This window comes from Shewanella sp. 10N.286.51.B8 (assembly GCF_041469325.1).
Classification (GTDB): Bacteria; Pseudomonadota; Gammaproteobacteria; order Enterobacterales; family Shewanellaceae; genus Shewanella.
Map to the genome: position 1 here is coordinate 33,244 of NZ_JBFRKG010000028.1, position 16,877 is coordinate 50,120.

The window sequence follows — 16,877 nt, forward strand, 5'->3', positions numbered from 1 at the left end:
CCTTCTAAATCGAATATGTGCTCACTTCAATAAAGCCTGTGCTGGTCTTGCAAATTTCAGTGTTATTTATACTTTGTTATTAAAAATACTTACAAAAAAACGCCCAAATTCTATCACCAATTTGGGCGTTTAAACTTGCTGGCTAAAGTTACATTTTTAACACTTTATTCAGTGGTAAATCACGATAGCGCTTACCGGTAGCAGCAAAAATCGCATTGGTTAAACTTGGCGCCACAGGCGGCACACCGGGCTCACCCACACCAGCGGGTTTTGCGCTTGATGCCACGACAATGGTTTCAATTTCAGGTGATTGCCCCATTCGTAATAACCGATAGTTATGGAAGTTTGATTGCTCCACTTTACCGTCTTTGTAGCTAATCTCGCCCATCATCGCGAGGCTTAAACCAAATATAACCGCACCTTCTGTTTGAGAGTGCGCTCTATCAGGGTTAACCACTGTACCCGCATCAATGGCGGCGATACTCTTTAAGACCTTGAGGTTATCGCCGTTAACTTCAACTAATGTCGCAACCGCCACGTAGCTGACAAAACTACGATGCACTGCAAAACCCCAGCCTTGACCGTCTTTGATTTTAGGGTGTTTCGCCATCGCTTTTTCTACCGCGTCGATAACACCAAGAAAACGACCAATATCGATAGGAAAATCATCTAAGGTTTCGCCGTAGTTGCCGTATTTGACGATTTGGTTCTCAAGCTTTTCATAGCGAGGCGTACCGAGCAGCTCACGCCACATTGCAATGCAAGGTTTACCAGCATTGACCGCCAGTTCATCGACAAAGCTACCGATCCCAAAACCGTGTTGAATATTACACACAGAGCGCATCCAACCGATACGAGAGTGAGCCGTGGCTTTCACTGACTCTAATTGAATTTGAGGTAAATTAAACGGCATATCGGAAAAGCCCAGGTCCAATTCGCCAGCCGATGGCATATCAACGCCTTCAGCAAAGGTTGAACTAATAGACGGGAAACCACTGCGAGCCAGTAACGCCTGCGGCACTTTGTTGCTATCTAACTTAGCTTGATAATACTGAGCGCTAATTGCATGGTAATAGCCATTTTGAATTTCATCTTCACGGCTCCAGCTGACTTTTACTGGTTTATTCAGTTGCTTAGATAATATCGCCGCTTCTACACTAAAGTCGGGCTTAGATTTACGTCCAAAACCACCACCAAGTAGGGTGACATTGACTTTAACTTGCTCGTCTTTAAGCCCTAAAGTGCCGGCAACATTTTTCTGAGTGCTTTGGGGCGTTTGAGTTGATGCCCACAGCTCGCAACCTTCTTTGGTAACTGAAGCGACCGCTACAGGTGGCTCCATCATCGCATGGGTGAGATACGGCACTGTGTACACCGCTGATAAGCTATTATCTTTATTCCAATCAGTAACACTGTCACCCAATTGGCGAATAACTTGTCCAGGTTGGCCAACCCGAGTCACTAGCTGAGCTAAATCTGCATCAGAGTCATAACGGCTATTAGCTGATTCGGTCCAAGTTACTTTTAATGCTTTTCGACCTTGAATTGCGCTCCAGGTGTTACTCGCAATAACAGCTACCCCGCCAAGGGCTTGAAATAACGGCGCGCCTTTGGCAATAGGAATTTGAATAACATCTAGCACTCCTGCAACCGCCCTTGCTGCGCTGTCATCAATAGATGCAACATCGCTGCCTAAAACCGGTGGCCGGGTGATTGAGGCGTAAACCATGCCTTCAACGTTAATATCATAACCAAACACCGCTTTACCGCTGATCATGTCGTCCATATCCACAATCGCTGGAGATTTACCAATGTGGGTAAATTTTGAAGCAGGCTTTAAAGGCACACTATCAAGTGCTGGCATAGTTAATACACTTGCTGCGAGCGCTAAATCGCCAAAACTTAACGACTTTGAGGAGGACTTATCATGGACTTTACCCGCCTTGGCATACACTTGCGATGGCGGTACTTTCCACTCATTCGCAGCAGCTTGCTCAAGCATGACTCGGGCAGTAGCACCCATTTGACGCATTCGCTGATAATGCTTACGTATACTGCGACTGCCATCGGTATTTTGACTGCCAAACTCTTCGTTAGCGAGACCTTGCACGACGACGATTTGTTCCCAGTCAGCTTCTAACTCATCTGCTAATACTTGAGGAATACCCGTTCTGATCCCTTGGCCCATTTCAGAGCGGTGACAGGTCAAATACACTTTATTGTCTTCACCAATGGCAATAAACAAGTTTAGCTGCGCTTGTTTGCCTTCTGCCATGGCCATTGGGCTCCAAGCAAGCCCAGATGCTCCAAGGGCTAACCCACCTCCTACGGCGCCAAATAACTTCAACACCCCACGGCGACTCATATTTTCTACGGCGGTAAAGGTAGTCATAATTACGCCTCCGCTTTGCTGTTAGCGGCAGTAAAAATAGCTGCCTTAATACGTGGATAGGTGCCGCAACGACAAATATTACCGGTCATCGCTTTATCAATTTGTGCTTCTGTGGGATTGGCTGTCGTGGTTAATAATGCCGCCGCCGACATTAACTGCCCAGCTTGGCAATAACCGCATTGCGGTACGTTATGTTCAACCCAAGCAGCTTTTAACTTGTCAGCTTCAAGGCCTTCAATGGTGGTAATTTGCTTACCTGCAGCTTGCTTAATACTGGTCAGGCAGCCTCTAACCGGTTTGCCATCAAGGTGAACAGTACAAGCACCGCATAAGCCAGCACCGCAACCAAACTTAGTCCCAGTTAAGCCTAAGATATCGCGCAGCGCCCATAAGATGGGCATATTCGGGTCGGCATCAAGGCTAAAATTTTTGCCATTTACCTGCAACGTTTGTGTTTGTTGTGTCATAACTTACTCCTTGTTGACCAACCACTGCTTGAGATCGGTTTGAGTATCAATATCAATTGCCGCTTGCGCCAATGGCAAAACAGTCAATTGTTGCTGTTCTAAATGTCGTGTTAATATTTTTTTCGCACCACTGTCGCCTTCAAGTTGCTGTAATGCTTCAAAGTCACTGGCGAGAAAGATGGCTGGTACACCGGGGCTTTGCTGGTAATAAGCCGCAGTGGTTTTACCAAATTGGCAAAAAAGCCCATACAGGCTTAAATAATCTGAATGAGAGATGGCAACTTGATCTGCTAATGTCAGTAGTAATGCATCAACCTGTTGTGATTGGGCATAACTTGCCGCCATAGCCACTGAACTTGCCAAACCTGATTGCCAGTTTTGATTGGTTAATATCTCAATGTCATTGGCGAGTAATGGGCTAAGTAGGTCTTTATGGCCGCCAAGTACCAAAACTGGAGGCGATAGATCTAACTCGGTTGTCGCCTTACTCAATATTGCATAACTCTGTTGAATTAGGCTTTGCGCGTTATTATCAGCGCTTAACGTTGCGGCAAGTTTTGCCCCATTAAAGCGAGTACTACCCCCTGCGGCTAACATCACGGAGACCACATTAGGGGGAGTAGAAAATATATTCATCAAAGCATGACCTTATCAAGATTACTTAACTCACCTTGCCGCTTAAGTCCGTGATGTAATACCCCGTGGCATTGAGACAAGATACTTAAGGCCACAGAACTTGGTAGCTCTCCGCCTAATGCCAGCCCTGCAGGGGCTGAGAAAAAGCCACTAAAATCATCAGTTGAAAGCTGACATTTTTGCAACACCTTATCTCTTCGATGAGTTGGCCCTAAAAGCGCGATATAAGCGAGGTTTGTTCCTTGCAATAGGCTTAATGCTGCAGCGTCCATATCCAAGTTATGATTCATAACTACGGCCGCATCAAGGTGTTGTATTTCTAACAAATCTATCTGCGTTAGTGGTTTTTTACAAATCTTAGCATCTGGAAAATCATAGCCTCTTGCATACGCAGAGCGACTATCAAATACGCTGACTTGCCAGTCAAGCTGCTGCGCCATAGCCACCAAAGGCTGTGCATCCAACCCGCCACCAAACACCCCTAAATGAAATGGGCTTCTGACAGGGATACGTAACAAGTTGAGGTTATTGCCAGAACTCACGTCAGTAACAATATCAGTAATAATGTCTGCTGCAGTTTGCTTGTAAGCTATGTCATCAGCAACGAACTTACCTACGACTTGGCCAGCATGGCTATGATGCTCAACTATCGATAATTGGTACGAGCCTTTTTTACCTAGCGTCAGCTGGTGATGTAACTCGGCTAAGCCGAGGTAATGATTATCACCTAATAGCGGCACCATCATAATGTTGACCAAACCACCACAACCTAGTTGGTAACTGGTGTCATTTTCATCAGTGGCGTCATAGGTTAATTGCTGAACTTGCTGGGTTTGTATGGACTTTTGTGCGTGACGACGTAAGTCTGCTTCCAAGCAGCCACCACTTAACATGCCTAAGGTTTTCCCCAAAGGGTCAAACAACATAATGGCGCCAGGTTTGCGGTATGAAGAACCTTCAACAGAAGTGATGACTGCTAAAGTCCAGTCTTGTTGCGGTTTTTCAGCCCAAGTGTCTAACAATGATAATAAATGATGTGCCATGAGTCCCTGCCAGCATGCTGAGTGATGTAAAATACCCATCAGCAGTGATTGAGCAAAACACCATAAGTGCTTTTAGTGACTATAAGCTAGCAAAGCCGCTAAACAATGCAAAGCCTTATGGCACTTACCAAAGTATTAACTGTATTAATTTAAGGGCAGGAATAACTATGTGTGAACCAGCAAGTCAGGCTAGTCGCTGGTTTAAGGGATGTGAAGCTGGTGCAAGATAAAATGTAACGGTTTATGCCAATTTAGCTAGCAGTGTATTTTACTTTACACTGCTAGCTTGCTACGTAAGCCACCGGGCAATATTCCCAGCAGCTAAATGAATACGCTTGAGCCTAGCCCAATAATTGATCAGCAACAAATGGATTATGCTGACGCTCTTCTTCAAAAGTCGACATAGGACCATGACCGGGTATAAAGGTTACTTTTTCCCCTAAAGGCCATAATTTTTGTGTAATTGAGTGGATTAGTTGTTGATGGTCCGATTGCGGAAAATCAGTGCGGCCAATGGAGCTTCTAAATAGCACATCACCAACCCATGCAAGGTTTGATTTATTAGAGTGAAACACCACATGTCCTGGAGTATGACCGGGACAATGCACCACCGATAAACGCTCTTCGCCAATGGTCACTTCATCGCCTTCATTTAAATATTGGCTAGGCTCAAACGAGTCAACATGCGCAAAACCAAAGTTCTGGCTTTGCTTTGCTAGCCCTTGTAGCCAAAATTGGTCAGCGATATGTGGGCCAATGATAGGAATATTAAGCTGATTAGCCAGTGTTTTCGCGCCGCCAACATGATCAATATGACCATGGGTTAATAAGATTTTTTCTAAGCTCAGACCTAACTTAGTAACTTCAGTAATAATACGTTCAATGTCACCACCGGGATCGACAACGGCTGCCAGTTTGGTTTTTTCACACCAAATAACACTACAATTTTGTTGAAACGGGGTGACTGGAATGATTTGGTACTTCATTACTTCTATCCTCAAATTGAGAAAATTATCGCGACCAAGTTATTATGCGTTAAAGCTTAATAAAATGTTTGATCTATCTATAAGAATCAAAAAATAAAACCAATTAGTTGGTTTGAACACAAGCATTTTTACTGAGATTGCATCGCTGCCCAAACAAATGAATAATTTAACATCACCACTTCATTTAATTAGCATCATATTTTCATTGTGACCAAGGACTAACCTTCATACAATACTACCTTTCTGAATCCTATTTTCACAGGCACACCATGCAAATTGACAGTATTCTTTCTGGGATCGTTTCCACAAAACACTTTTTTAGCGTTCCATTAGATTATCAGCAGCCCGAAGGTGAGCAATTATCAATTTTTGTTCGGGAAATCGTCAGTACAGAAAACCAAGATTTATCCTTACCCTATTTAGTGTATTTTCAAGGTGGACCGGGCTTTGGTGCAGTGCGCCCTGTTGAGAATAGTGGCTGGATAAAACGCGCCCTAAAAGAATATCGAGTGCTGTTGCTTGATCAGCGCGGCACCGGTCTTTCAAGCTTACTAAATAGCGCCACACTGGCGCATTTAACCGCGCAAGAACAAGCCGATTATGTGTGCCACTTTAGAGCCGATAACATTGTTCGAGATGCTGAAGTAATTAGAGCTCAATTAGCAAATAATCAGCCATGGAGTATTTTAGGCCAAAGTTTTGGCGGCTTTTGTGTTTTACGCTATTTAAGCGCAGCGCCACAAGCACTAACTGAAGCCTTTATCACAGGTGGTATTCCATCATTAACCCGTCAAGCAGATGACGTCTATCAAGCAACCTATAAACGGGTACTTGCCAAAAACGCTGATTTTTATCATCGTTTCAAAGATGCTGAGTCATTAACAGCAGAACTGGCTGACTATATTGCTGATAATGACGTTTACCTTGCCACAGGCGAAAAACTCACCGTTGAGATGCTACAGCTGCTCGGGGTTAATATAGGTATGGAGCAAGGCCCTGAAGCCATCTACTACCTACTTGAGCAAGCCATGATTGAGACTGCCCAAGGTCGCACAATAAACCCGCTATTTTTGCATCAATTTAGTCAATTTTTGGATTACAACACCAACCCAATTTTCGCGTTATTGCATGAATCGATCTATTGCCAGCAGTTTCATCAACAAGGGGCTAATTGGTCAGCCCATAGAGTCAGAGAGCAGTTCCCTAAATTCAATTATCAACAAGGGCAGCGCTTACTGTTTACTGGCGAAATGATTTATCCATGGTTCTTTGAACAATTTAATCAGTTAAAGCCTCTCAAAGAGGTGGCAGAATTAATTGCGCAAAAATCAGATTGGAGCAATTTATACGATGTGGACGTGTTACTGCAAAACACCGTCCCGGTCACTGCGGCTATTTACAGTGAAGATATGTATGTTGATATGAATTACAGCCTTGAAACTGCGCAGCTAGTGAATAACCTCAGCTATTGGCTAACATCAGAATATGAGCATAATGGCATTCGTATGGATGGTGAGCATATTTTAGATAAACTCATTTCATTGAGCCGAAAGGATAGCATTCGATAACAAATGTAATTTAATGTTCAGTTTTAAATTGATTAATATTGAAGTCGATCACACTCCACAGCACGTCGACAGATTAAATTAATTTTCAGTTAAGTAAGTTCGGCCATAATCTAACCTGTTCCGCCCTTTATGTTGTGAACTAGTGAATTTTTATGAGTAAACCCTGATTCGGTTTACTCATTTTTTTTGCCTGAAATTCCGCTATTCCCTTTAAGAACAATCGAGTGCGAGCGATGCAATACCTGTATCCCATGATTTATTCATACAAACTCTCTTTTATCGGCTTATTTACTCGAGCTGCGCTTACGGGAAGTTTTAGCCGTAGAGGTTTTACTTGCTGCACCTTTGCGTTTATAGCCACTACTGGCGCGGCGTTTTTTATAGCCAGGCCCTTTAATCCCCTCAAGAGCTGTAGGTAATTGATTTGAAGCTTGCTCAATCAGTTGCTGTAATTGCGCTAACAATGGCTCCATAAAGGCATCATACCTAAGCTGCTTTTGACTTATGGCATCAAGGCTACTTTCCCACAGCGCAGTCATATCCGGTGTGGTAGCTGTTTCTGGTAATGAATGGATCAAGCCAACGCCAACTGGGGTGGCAATGATTGATTTAGCCTGCCTTAATAAGTAACCGCGATTAAACAATAATTCAATAATGCCTGCTCGGGTTGCCTCGGTGCCCAAGCCATCGGTGTCTTTTAGGATCTTCTTCACTTCAGGGTTAGTGACATAGCGATTGATCCCTGTCATGGCGCCAAGCAAAGTCGCATCAGTAAAGTGTTTTGGCGCTTGAGTGGTTTTTTCAAACAATTCGCCACGCTCACAATGGAGTTGTTGACCTTTTTTCAGTGGCGGTAAGGTCGCTAAATTTTCGTCATCACTACCATCTGCATTATCTTTACCCTGCATTTTCGCAAACAAACATTTCCAACCTAACGATAACTCTTGCTTAGCTTTAGTGGTAAATAAGCCACCCGCAATGGTCACTTCAACTTGGGTTTCATCATAAATATAGGCGGGGTAAAACTGGGCTAAATACTGCCGTGCAATATGAGAATATAACTGCGACTCTTTGGCTGATAAGTTTGCCAAATTAGTGGTTTTTTCAGTGGGAATTATCGCGTGATGAGCATCAACTTTACTGTCATTCCAGGCTTTGGACTTAAGCTTGGCATTAGGTTTATCTGCTTTAGCGGTTAAACCGGCATCATTACTTAATACTGCGCGAATAACTTGGGGTGCAAGGCCATGTTGCTCAGCAGGTAAATAGCGACTATCTGAGCGCGGATACGTAATTAATTTATGCCTTTCATATAGACTCTGACAGGTATCAAGCACCTCTTTAGCGCTCATGCCAAAACGCTTGGCCGCATCGATTTGCAGGCTGGATAAACTATAAGGCAATGGGGGGTTCTGACGCTTATTTTTTGATTCAAGCTTGGTCACTTCAGCTGGCTTGTTAGTTATCCGTCCCACCACATTTTCAGCTAAGCCTTTGGCGAGCACTCGCCCCTCTTCATCCATATATGGCTGACATGCTTCACTGGGTTTCCACTTAGCCGAAAAGCCTTCTTGGTTATCGGTCAGTAAATGCGCCAATACTTCATAAAAAGCTTTGGGCTGAAAATTGGCAATTTCTTCATCTCGCCTTACCACTAACCCCAGTACCGGGGTTTGCACTCGACCAACAGACAATACTCCCTGATAACCTACTTTTTTGCCTTGAATGGTATAAGCGCGGGTCATATTCATGCCATATAGCCAATCTGCGCGGCTGCGGGCTAAGGCTGAGGTAGATAAGGGGACAAACTCTTTATTAGTGCGCAATTGCCCTAAGGCGCGTTTTACCGCCGAAGGGTTAAGATCGCTAATAAGTAAACGCTGGGTTTGAGCAATCTTGTCGGCCTTTACACCTGCATAGGAAATGACTTCATCCACCAGCAGCTGCCCTTCTCTATCAGGATCGCCAGCATTAACTAAACTCGATGCTTGTTTGATGAGCTTTTTTAAGATGCTCAACTGTGAGCGGGTATTAGTTTTAGGTTTTAACTGCCATTTACTCGGCACTATGGGTAAATGGGCTAATTGCCATGATTTAAAAGCGGGATCATAGACATCTGGTTCTGCTTGCTCTAACAAATGCCCTATACACCAAGACACGCAATCCCCATTGGCGCTCATGATAAAACCATCACCTTTTTTATGAGGCTTTGGTAATACATCGGCAATAGCACGGCCTAGACTGGGTTTTTCAGCAATATAGAGCATCATAGATTTATTAGACTTTTAAAACACTGTATGAAATTACAGTGTAATTTAGCGAATAGCAAAAATAAGTGCAACTGTTAATGCAATGGCAGGTTTCTTAGAAAGATAATCTGCCACTCAAAATACTAGGCTAAAGCATCAAAAAACACGCTTTTAAGGCGCTAAACTTAACCAAAAACAACCAATAAAAATTTACTTTAATTTGTGATCTTAATGCAAAAACACATCGGGAGATTAAGCTTTAATTCAGAATGTTCAGCTAGGAGGTTTATATTCAAACTATTGAATATAAACAATTAAACTAGTAATACCCCTAGTTTGTGACCTAGTCAACAGTTGCCAAGCAATCTTTACATTACCCTCCAATTACCCATTAAGAGGTAAGAAAAACATTTTGGAGTATGAGATGAAATTAATGAGCAAATGTCGTGTTGCTTTACTTGTGGCTACTGCACTGGGGATGAGTGCTTGTAATGATGGTAAAGATGGAAACGATGGCCTACCTGGCGAACCTGGTGCACCTTGGGTGCCACCAGTAGTGACCACATCAGCAGTAGCAAAAGTCATGGAATGGCAATATGCCGAGGGTGTCGTGAATGTTGAATTTTCGGTGGAGAACCAAGATGGGGTTCCAGTAGAAGATTTAGATAAAGTCCAGTTAATGTCAACCATCAAAAATGAAGCAGGTTTACTTGCTGACACTGTTGATGTGACTTGGGTTGCGGGTGATGATAACGCACCGGGTACGCTAACTCACGCTGGTGAGGGTATTTATAACCTTTCTATGCCACATGAAGCTGCTACATCTGAATCAATTGGTACTGGCTATATTCGACCAGGTAATGGCGAAAATGGTATGCCACGTACTAAACGCGTGATGTTTACCAAAAACGATTCTTATGCACAAGTTAGCACCACTGACGATGCTAAATGTGTCGCCTGTCACGGTGAATTTGAAGATGCTACTGGCAACGCAACTTGGGGTTGGCATCAACATCACCATGCAATCGACAATGACCAAGAAGTTATTATTGTTGAAGCATGTCTAGTTTGTCACACTCAAACTGAACAAAAAGATGGCGGCTGGGCTGAAAACACCATGGCAATGCTGGGTCATGGTTATAAATATGACGATGATGGTGTGATACAGGCTTCTGGCCATGCTTCATTAAGTAAAAGTTATTCAATGGATAAATACCGTTGTTCAACTTGTCACGTTGACGATGTGGTATTTACTGCGTCACTCAATGGCTGTGCAACCTGTCATGCTGATTTACAAGATGCAGATAAAGATTTAACTGTTAATCACAGTAACTTTACTGACCTTGATTGTGCAACCTGTCACAATTCGTTCCAACATGAACATGAAAACGGTGCAAATCGTGATGAAGCATTAAACCGTTATAACTTTGAAATTATATCTGTTGTTCGTAGCGAAGATAAAGCGACCATCGAAGTAACAACTAAAGCCACTGACAGTGAAGGTAAAGTTGTTGACATTAACGCACTCACTGACGCTAGCCCTAATGGTTGGGCAACTGTGATGAGAAACGGCGAAGCGATGCTTCCTGGTCGCGATGAAGGTCATGTTGCTCGAGCAAAAACAGCGCCTATTGCTGGTGAAAACGGTGAAGTAACCTATATCATTACCCATGCATTACCTTATGTTGAAGGTGAAGTATTAGCCGGTGGTGTAGATGGTCGTATTAGCTATACTCACCGTTGGGGATACCCTGCTAATGCCCCTATCTCGGTATCGAACATCAAAGACGTCCGTCGTACTAGCTCTGATGGCATGAAGTGTCTAACTTGTCACACTGAGGGCTTGGATGGACATGGTTCTGCTCGAGGTGGTTTTGATTTAGGTGGTGATGCTTGTTCTCAGTGTCACTCTGCTTATAACTGGGCTCCAGGTAAAACACAGGATGATGGAACCATAGGAGACTACGCTATGGCGTGGGGACCATTGGTTCACAACATGCACTTTGGAGCATACAAGCAAGACCGTGGTCTAAATGACATGCCAACAACCGACAAAAACATGCCGGTTGATTGTCAGGCTTGTCACACTGGTATGATTGACCTTGAAGATGTAGCACCAGCAGTTGTGTTAAACGGTATGGATGAAAGCAGTGTTTACGGTATCACGGCGATTTCTGCTAACTGTGCCACTTGTCATACAGGTGATGCTGCGAAAAATCACATGATACAACAAGGTGGTGATTTCAATGTGGCTATCACTCCAGAAGCTGATATGCACACGGGTGAAAGTGGCGACTTTGCCGTATTTGACCCTGCACCTATCACTGAATCATGTTCTGTATGTCATTCCCCTGCAAGACTAGCTGAAGCTCATAATTACTAATATTTTTATATTAATAATCTGAGATTGATTCATCATCAATAAACCGAGCAAAATGCCTGAAGTGATTCAGGCATTTTTTTATCTGTAGTACTAGTTTCGATTACTGAAGGAAAAGAAAAACAAAAAAGCCAGCGGCTAGCTGGCTTTAATCAGTTACTTAGAAAGTATCGTTTAAGGATGACAAACGTTATGCATTTCTAAGTTAGTACCAATGTCTTTATTATTGGCTTTGGCATCATCATTTCGCAGTTGAGTCAGGTGATCCAAGTACGCCTGGTCAACATCGTTAGTGATGTAATGACCATCAAATACTGAGGTTTCAAAGCGCTTAATTTCTGGATTTTCCATTCCAACGGCTTCAACCAAGTCTGATAAGTCTTGGAAGATAATCCCATCAGCGCCGATGATTTTAGCGATTTCATCAGCATCACGGCCATGAGCAATCAACTCATTGGTGGTTGGCATATCAATACCGTAGACATTCGGGAAGCGAATTTCAGGTGCTGCTGAAGCAAAATACACTTTCTTAGCCCCAGCTTCACGAGCCATTTCAATGATTTGCTCAGAGGTGGTACCACGAACAATTGAGTCGTCAACTAACAATACGTTCTTACCAGTAAATTCAGTTTTAATCGCGTTTAGCTTACGGCGAACAGATTTCTTACGCTCTTGCTGACCCGGCATAATAAAAGTACGGCCAATATAGCGGTTTTTAACAAAACCTTGGCGATATGGCAGGTCCATTCCACGAGCAATTTCTAGGGCGATATCACACGAGGTTTCAGGAATTGGGATCACCACGTCAATATCATAATCTTCCCATTCCTTTTGAATTTTTGCGCCTAATTTAGCCCCCATGTTTACACGGCTGGCATAGACAGACACTTTATCAATACTCGAGTCTGGACGAGCGAAATAGACGAATTCAAAAATACAAGGTGCATAGCTTGGCTCAACCGCACATTGGCGAGTAAATAGTTGACCATCAAGTGAAATATAAACTGCTTCGCCTGGCGCAACGTCGCGCATCACTTCAAAGCCAACTGCATCAAGTGCCACTGATTCAGAGGCGACCATGTATTCGGTACCTGTTGGGGTTTCGTTCTTACCAAGTACTAAAGGACGGATCCCAAATGGGTCACGAAATGCCACTAAGCCTTGGCCAATAATCATCGCCGCAGCAGCATAAGCACCGCGAGTTTGTGCATGAACTTTCGCTATTGCATCAAAAACTTCATCAGCGCTTAAGGTTAAGCTGCGGGTTTCTTGCAGCTCATCAGCAAGCAAGTTTAATAACACTTCAGAATCTGAGGTGGTATTTACATGACGGCGCTTTTTGATCAGTCCTTCAGCAAGCTCAACTGTATTCGTCAAGTTACCGTTATGGGCTAAGGAAATACCAAATGGAGAGTTAACATAGAATGGTTGTGCTTCAGAGGCACTCGAGCTGCCTGCTGTTGGATAACGTACGTGTCCAATACCTGCATTACCTTGAAGGCGTTGCATGTGTTTGATTTCAAATACGTCTTTAACGAGTCCATTAGCCTTACGTAAACGAAATGCATTTTTGTCCACGGTCACGATGCCTGCAGCATCTTGACCACGGTGCTGAAGCACGGTCAACGCATCATAAATGGTTTGATTAACCGATGACAGACCAACTATTCCGACGATACCACACATGGGTAAGCTTCCTCATTGTAAGATGTTTTATATTTATATTTATATTTTGGGTACAAAGCTGGAGGTATTTTCCAGATAGTCAAAAAACCACTGAATAACCACACCAAATTGGGGTACAAGCTCTGAATCCGTCCACCAGTCTTGACTTGAAGCACCGGTAAACGCATCCAGAAAAAATAATATTGCGCTGACGATTAACGCCCCGCGAAGCGCGCCAAAGCACAAACCTAATACGCGGTCTGTGCCTGACAAGCCGGTTTTTGACACCAGTTGGCCTAATATGTAATTAACTAAGGCACCAAGAATGAGAGTAGCGATAAATAAAATAGCAATTGCAACGCCATTTCTAAGCATTTCGTCATTCATCTGCGTTAGGTGAACAGCGAGATCTTGATAAAATTGGCTAGCAACAAAGAAAGCAGCGAACCATACCACTAGCGACATGGCTTCTTTGGCAAATCCACGTATCAAACTGATAACAGTTGATAGGCCGATGATAATGAGAATAGCGTAATCAATCCAAACCATTGAGAGAGGGATCCGGTATAGATGTTAAGACGGCGCGATTCTAACAGAGACTGAAAAGTTTCACACCTCTAGCAGAATAAATTGACTGTGCGCTGAAAAAAACAATGATGAATAGTTAGTTTTCTAGGGGATTGTATTGCACAATCTTGCCTTGAAGACCGGTTATTTTCTGTATTTTTTGTTGATAACTTTTCAGTTTATCTGCTGAGAGTTCAGGGCCGACAAACACTTTTGTTAAAGAACCATCAATCGGTTTAGTCGGTAATGTATAAGCGGTAAAACCATTAGTGCGCAGCTTTTGAACTAAGCCTTCAACATTTTTAGCGTTATTAAAACCACCCAACTGCAAGGTAAATCCCGCTTTGATGGGCTGAGCTTGTTTTATGGCTGATTTAACAGTTTCAGGCTTTGAGGTTACTGCTGTTAATGCGGTTGCGGTGTTGGCACTTGTGACTGACTTTGTTCCACTGTCAGTTTTAGTCGCTGGCGTAGTGCTGGTTTTTTCTGAAACTTGAGCTAAATCTTGGGTTGCTGCAATCTCTTCAACTTCAAAGGTTTCAGGAGTGTAACCCTCGCCAATTTGATCGCTTGCTTGCTCAGTAATCACTGGGCGTAAAGGAATTTCTGTAAACTCTTCAACTTGGCGCTGCTTTTTACCGTCTAATAAATCAGGTAAAAATATAACCCCAAGAGCAACGATCACTATGGTGCCAACTAAACGGTTTTGAAATTGACCAGACAAATCTTTATCCCTTTTTTAATAATTCACTAAACGCTGCCACAGTGTAAAATGAGCCAAAAACAATTACTACATCATCTGCATTTATATTTGACTTAATACTGCGCCAAGCCAAATCCATTGAGTCAAATTGTGATGCAGACAAGCTTGTATTTAACTCCTTGGCTAATGTTTTAGCATCATTTCCGCGCTCAACCGGTAATGATACAAAGTTCCATTCATCAATACTGTCTTCAAGCTCCTTTAAAACTGCAGCGGCATCTTTATCTTTTAACATACCGCATAAGGCAATAATGCGCGCAGGCTTAAAGCCTTGCAGTTGCGTAGCAAGGTATTTCGCAGCATGGGGATTATGTGCTACATCAACCCACACTTTTGGTTGTTCTAGTACTTGCTCAAAGCGGCCTGACAAACTGGCATTGGCAATGCCCTGTTTAATATCGTTATCACTGAGTTGTGGGAAAGCCTGCTCAATAACAGCAATGGCAGTGGCGGCATTGGCTAAAGGTAATCTCGGTAATGGTATAGCCTCTATGCTGCGATTAGCACTGCTATAGTGCCAAGTTGAGCGGTTATCTGTGCTAGTGTCATTTGCAATAACATAGCTAAAGTCTTTATTAACACTATAAGCATACGCATTAATCGCTTGGGCATATTCGGTTATGGAATTAGGGCAATCAGGTTCGCCAATCACCGCTAAACACTCAGTTCTAAATACTCCTGCCTTTTCACGGCCGACTAGCTCTCTGGTATCACCTAGATACTCTTGATGATCAATATCAATCGAGGTAATGACACTGACATCGGCATCAATAATATTGGTTGCATCTAAACGACCACCTAAGCCCACTTCCAGTAAAATAATCTCAGGTTTAGCCAGCTTGAAAATATATAATCCTGTTAAGGTGGCAAATTCAAAAAAGCTTAATGAGATCTCAGCGCGGGCATGTTCAATGACACTAAAGGCTTCAATAATTTGCGCATCTGTCACGTCAATATGATTAAGCCTTACGCGCTCGTTAAAGTTAACTAAGTGCGGCGAGCTATAAACCCCAACCGTTTTACCGGCTTGCAAAAATACCGCCTCAAGCATGGCGCAAGTGGTACCTTTGCCATTGGTTCCGGCAACGGTAATCACTTTAGAGTCAGCTAAGGACAATAGACTTAAACGCTCAGCAACGGCCGTTACTCGGGTTAAGCCCATATCTATTTCAGTGGGGTGAATCGATAATAAATAATCTAACCATTGGGACAAGCTTGCGTCTTTTGCAGGCTTAACGGTTAATTGCGTGTCATTATCTGTCTTCATTGTATCCCTTTTGAATTTGTCCCATGCTCACATTGTTGTTTCGTAAACAGTAAAAATGCGACTATTTAGCGATCAGTAGCAGCTAAGTGTCTAATCTTGCATAAATAGCGGCCCCATTGGCGGCTTAGGTAAGTTGTAGTGCTCTGGGTAAGTCACATCCACCAGATATAAGCCATTGGGCTTTGATGTCGGCGCGGCAAATTTTCTATCTTTTAATGCTAGAAGTTCATTAACCCACTCAATTTTTTGATGTGACTGGCCGATTTCAAGTAAGGTGCCAACAATATTACGCACCATATGATGCAAAAATGCATTGGCTTTAATATCGATAATAATGAATGTTCCTTGACGAGTGACATTAACAAATTCAATGGTTCTTACCGGGCTATGGGCTTGGCACTGTAATGCTCTGAAGCTGGTAAAGTCATGTTCACCAACAAACAATTGCGCGCCTTGGTGCATCAAATTGTGATCCAGTGGGTAGTGATAATGGGTTAAACCCTTATTTAAAATACCCGGTCTAAATTCACTGTTATTGATAATATAACGATATCGACGTGCAGTCGCTGAAAAGCGAGCATGGAAAGTCTCATCCACTTCTTTCGCCCAGCGGATTGCAATATTATCAGGTAGCTTGGCATTAACGCCTAATGTCCACGCTGACATCGCTCGATTAGCTTGAGTATCAAAATGTATGACTTGACCTGTTCCATGTACCCCAGAATCTGTACGTCCCGCACAGATAATTTCAATCGGTTCATTGGCAATTGATGATAACGCCGCTTCGATTTGCGCTTGCACAGAATCAACTTCTTTCTGTCTTTGCCAACCAAAATATTGACTACCATCGTATTCGACGCCTAAGGCCACACGCATTGATTAAACCCTCTAATT

The 16,877-nt window shown here is 43.1% G+C and carries 13 protein-coding genes; 2 read left to right on the forward strand and 11 right to left on the reverse strand.

The annotated features are described in order from the left end of the window. Positions 1 to 148 precede the first annotated feature (148 nt). The 5 genes from AB4160_RS11150 to AB4160_RS11170 all read right to left on the reverse strand — a co-directional run bounded on the left by AB4160_RS11150 (position 149) and on the right by AB4160_RS11170 (position 5,524). Positions 149 to 2,392, reverse strand: coding sequence for a molybdopterin cofactor-binding domain-containing protein (locus AB4160_RS11150; protein WP_372004638.1), 2,244 nt, complete (start codon positions 2,390 to 2,392; stop codon positions 149 to 151). A gap of 2 nt (positions 2,393 to 2,394) precedes the next feature. Then, positions 2,395 to 2,859 (reverse strand): (2Fe-2S)-binding protein, encoded by a 465-nt coding sequence (locus tag AB4160_RS11155; RefSeq protein ID WP_076537112.1) that lies wholly within the window; start codon positions 2,857 to 2,859, stop codon positions 2,395 to 2,397. A gap of 3 nt (positions 2,860 to 2,862) precedes the next feature. Then, the gene (locus AB4160_RS11160) at positions 2,863 to 3,495 is read right to left on the reverse strand and encodes a nucleotidyltransferase family protein (RefSeq protein ID WP_372004641.1); all 633 of its coding nucleotides are present in this window, start codon (positions 3,493 to 3,495) and stop codon (positions 2,863 to 2,865) included. Further along, complete coding sequence (locus AB4160_RS11165; RefSeq protein WP_372004644.1) at positions 3,495 to 4,538, reverse strand: XdhC family protein; 1,044 nt, start codon at positions 4,536 to 4,538, stop codon at positions 3,495 to 3,497. Before AB4160_RS11165 ends, AB4160_RS11160 begins: the two co-directional genes overlap by 1 nt. A 341-nt stretch (positions 4,539 to 4,879) precedes the next feature. After that, positions 4,880 to 5,524, reverse strand: a complete 645-nt coding sequence (locus tag AB4160_RS11170) for an MBL fold metallo-hydrolase (RefSeq protein WP_372004647.1) — start codon at positions 5,522 to 5,524, stop codon at positions 4,880 to 4,882. A gap of 269 nt (positions 5,525 to 5,793) precedes the next feature. Between AB4160_RS11170 and AB4160_RS11175 the strand changes: the two genes are divergently transcribed. Further along, a complete protein-coding gene (locus AB4160_RS11175) occupies positions 5,794 to 7,092 on the forward strand; it encodes an alpha/beta fold hydrolase (protein ID WP_372004649.1) in 1,299 nt (432 codons plus the stop codon). Positions 7,093 to 7,376: 284 nt separating this feature from the next. Here AB4160_RS11175 and AB4160_RS11180 read toward each other — a convergent pair whose 3' ends face one another. Further along, positions 7,377 to 9,362, reverse strand: a complete 1,986-nt coding sequence (locus AB4160_RS11180; RefSeq protein ID WP_372004652.1) for a DNA topoisomerase III — start codon at positions 9,360 to 9,362, stop codon at positions 7,377 to 7,379. A 403-nt stretch (positions 9,363 to 9,765) separates the two neighbouring features. Between AB4160_RS11180 and AB4160_RS11185 the strand changes: the two genes are divergently transcribed. Beyond that, positions 9,766 to 11,724, forward strand: a complete 1,959-nt coding sequence (locus AB4160_RS11185; protein ID WP_372004655.1) for a multiheme c-type cytochrome — start codon at positions 9,766 to 9,768, stop codon at positions 11,722 to 11,724. 171 nt (positions 11,725 to 11,895) lie between these two features. Here the strand turns inward: AB4160_RS11185 and purF are convergent, their stop codons facing one another. The 5 genes from purF to truA form a co-directional block, all read right to left on the reverse strand. Next, positions 11,896 to 13,407, reverse strand: coding sequence for an amidophosphoribosyltransferase (gene purF / locus AB4160_RS11190; protein WP_102476956.1), 1,512 nt, complete (start codon positions 13,405 to 13,407; stop codon positions 11,896 to 11,898). A 39-nt stretch (positions 13,408 to 13,446) separates the two neighbouring features. Then, the gene (locus tag AB4160_RS11195; RefSeq protein ID WP_076537127.1) at positions 13,447 to 13,935 is read right to left on the reverse strand and encodes a CvpA family protein; all 489 of its coding nucleotides are present in this window, start codon (positions 13,933 to 13,935) and stop codon (positions 13,447 to 13,449) included. Positions 13,936 to 14,050: 115 nt separating this feature from the next. Further along, a complete protein-coding gene (locus tag AB4160_RS11200; RefSeq protein ID WP_102437449.1) occupies positions 14,051 to 14,677 on the reverse strand; it encodes an SPOR domain-containing protein in 627 nt (208 codons plus the stop codon). Between the two features lie 4 nt (positions 14,678 to 14,681). Next, positions 14,682 to 15,983, reverse strand: a complete 1,302-nt coding sequence (gene folC / locus AB4160_RS11205) for a bifunctional tetrahydrofolate synthase/dihydrofolate synthase (RefSeq protein ID WP_372004658.1) — start codon at positions 15,981 to 15,983, stop codon at positions 14,682 to 14,684. A 90-nt stretch (positions 15,984 to 16,073) separates the two neighbouring features. Further along, entirely contained in the window at positions 16,074 to 16,859 is a 786-nt protein-coding gene (gene truA, locus AB4160_RS11210) for a tRNA pseudouridine(38-40) synthase TruA (protein ID WP_102437454.1), read from the reverse strand. Positions 16,860 to 16,877 lie beyond the last annotated feature (18 nt).

Excerpts from the sequence above, each read along its gene's own strand:
- AB4160_RS11150 (WP_372004638.1), bottom strand. The coding sequence starts at position 2,392 with ATGACTACCTTTACCGCCGTAGAAAATATGAGTCGCCGTGGGGTGTTG.
- AB4160_RS11155 (WP_076537112.1), bottom strand. The coding sequence starts at position 2,859 with ATGACACAACAAACACAAACGTTGCAGGTAAATGGCAAAAATTTTAGC.
- AB4160_RS11160 (WP_372004641.1), bottom strand. The coding sequence starts at position 3,495 with ATGAATATATTTTCTACTCCCCCTAATGTGGTCTCCGTGATGTTAGCC.
- AB4160_RS11165 (WP_372004644.1), bottom strand. The coding sequence starts at position 4,538 with ATGGCACATCATTTATTATCATTGTTAGACACTTGGGCTGAAAAACCG.
- AB4160_RS11170 (WP_372004647.1), bottom strand. The coding sequence starts at position 5,524 with ATGAAGTACCAAATCATTCCAGTCACCCCGTTTCAACAAAATTGTAGT.
- AB4160_RS11175 (WP_372004649.1), top strand. The coding sequence starts at position 5,794 with ATGCAAATTGACAGTATTCTTTCTGGGATCGTTTCCACAAAACACTTT.
- AB4160_RS11180 (WP_372004652.1), bottom strand. The coding sequence starts at position 9,362 with ATGATGCTCTATATTGCTGAAAAACCCAGTCTAGGCCGTGCTATTGCC.
- AB4160_RS11185 (WP_372004655.1), top strand. The coding sequence starts at position 9,766 with ATGAAATTAATGAGCAAATGTCGTGTTGCTTTACTTGTGGCTACTGCA.
- purF (WP_102476956.1), bottom strand. The coding sequence starts at position 13,407 with ATGTGTGGTATCGTCGGAATAGTTGGTCTGTCATCGGTTAATCAAACC.
- AB4160_RS11195 (WP_076537127.1), bottom strand. The coding sequence starts at position 13,935 with ATGGTTTGGATTGATTACGCTATTCTCATTATCATCGGCCTATCAACT.
- folC (WP_372004658.1), bottom strand. The coding sequence starts at position 15,983 with ATGAAGACAGATAATGACACGCAATTAACCGTTAAGCCTGCAAAAGAC.
- truA (WP_102437454.1), bottom strand. The coding sequence starts at position 16,859 with ATGCGTGTGGCCTTAGGCGTCGAATACGATGGTAGTCAATATTTTGGT.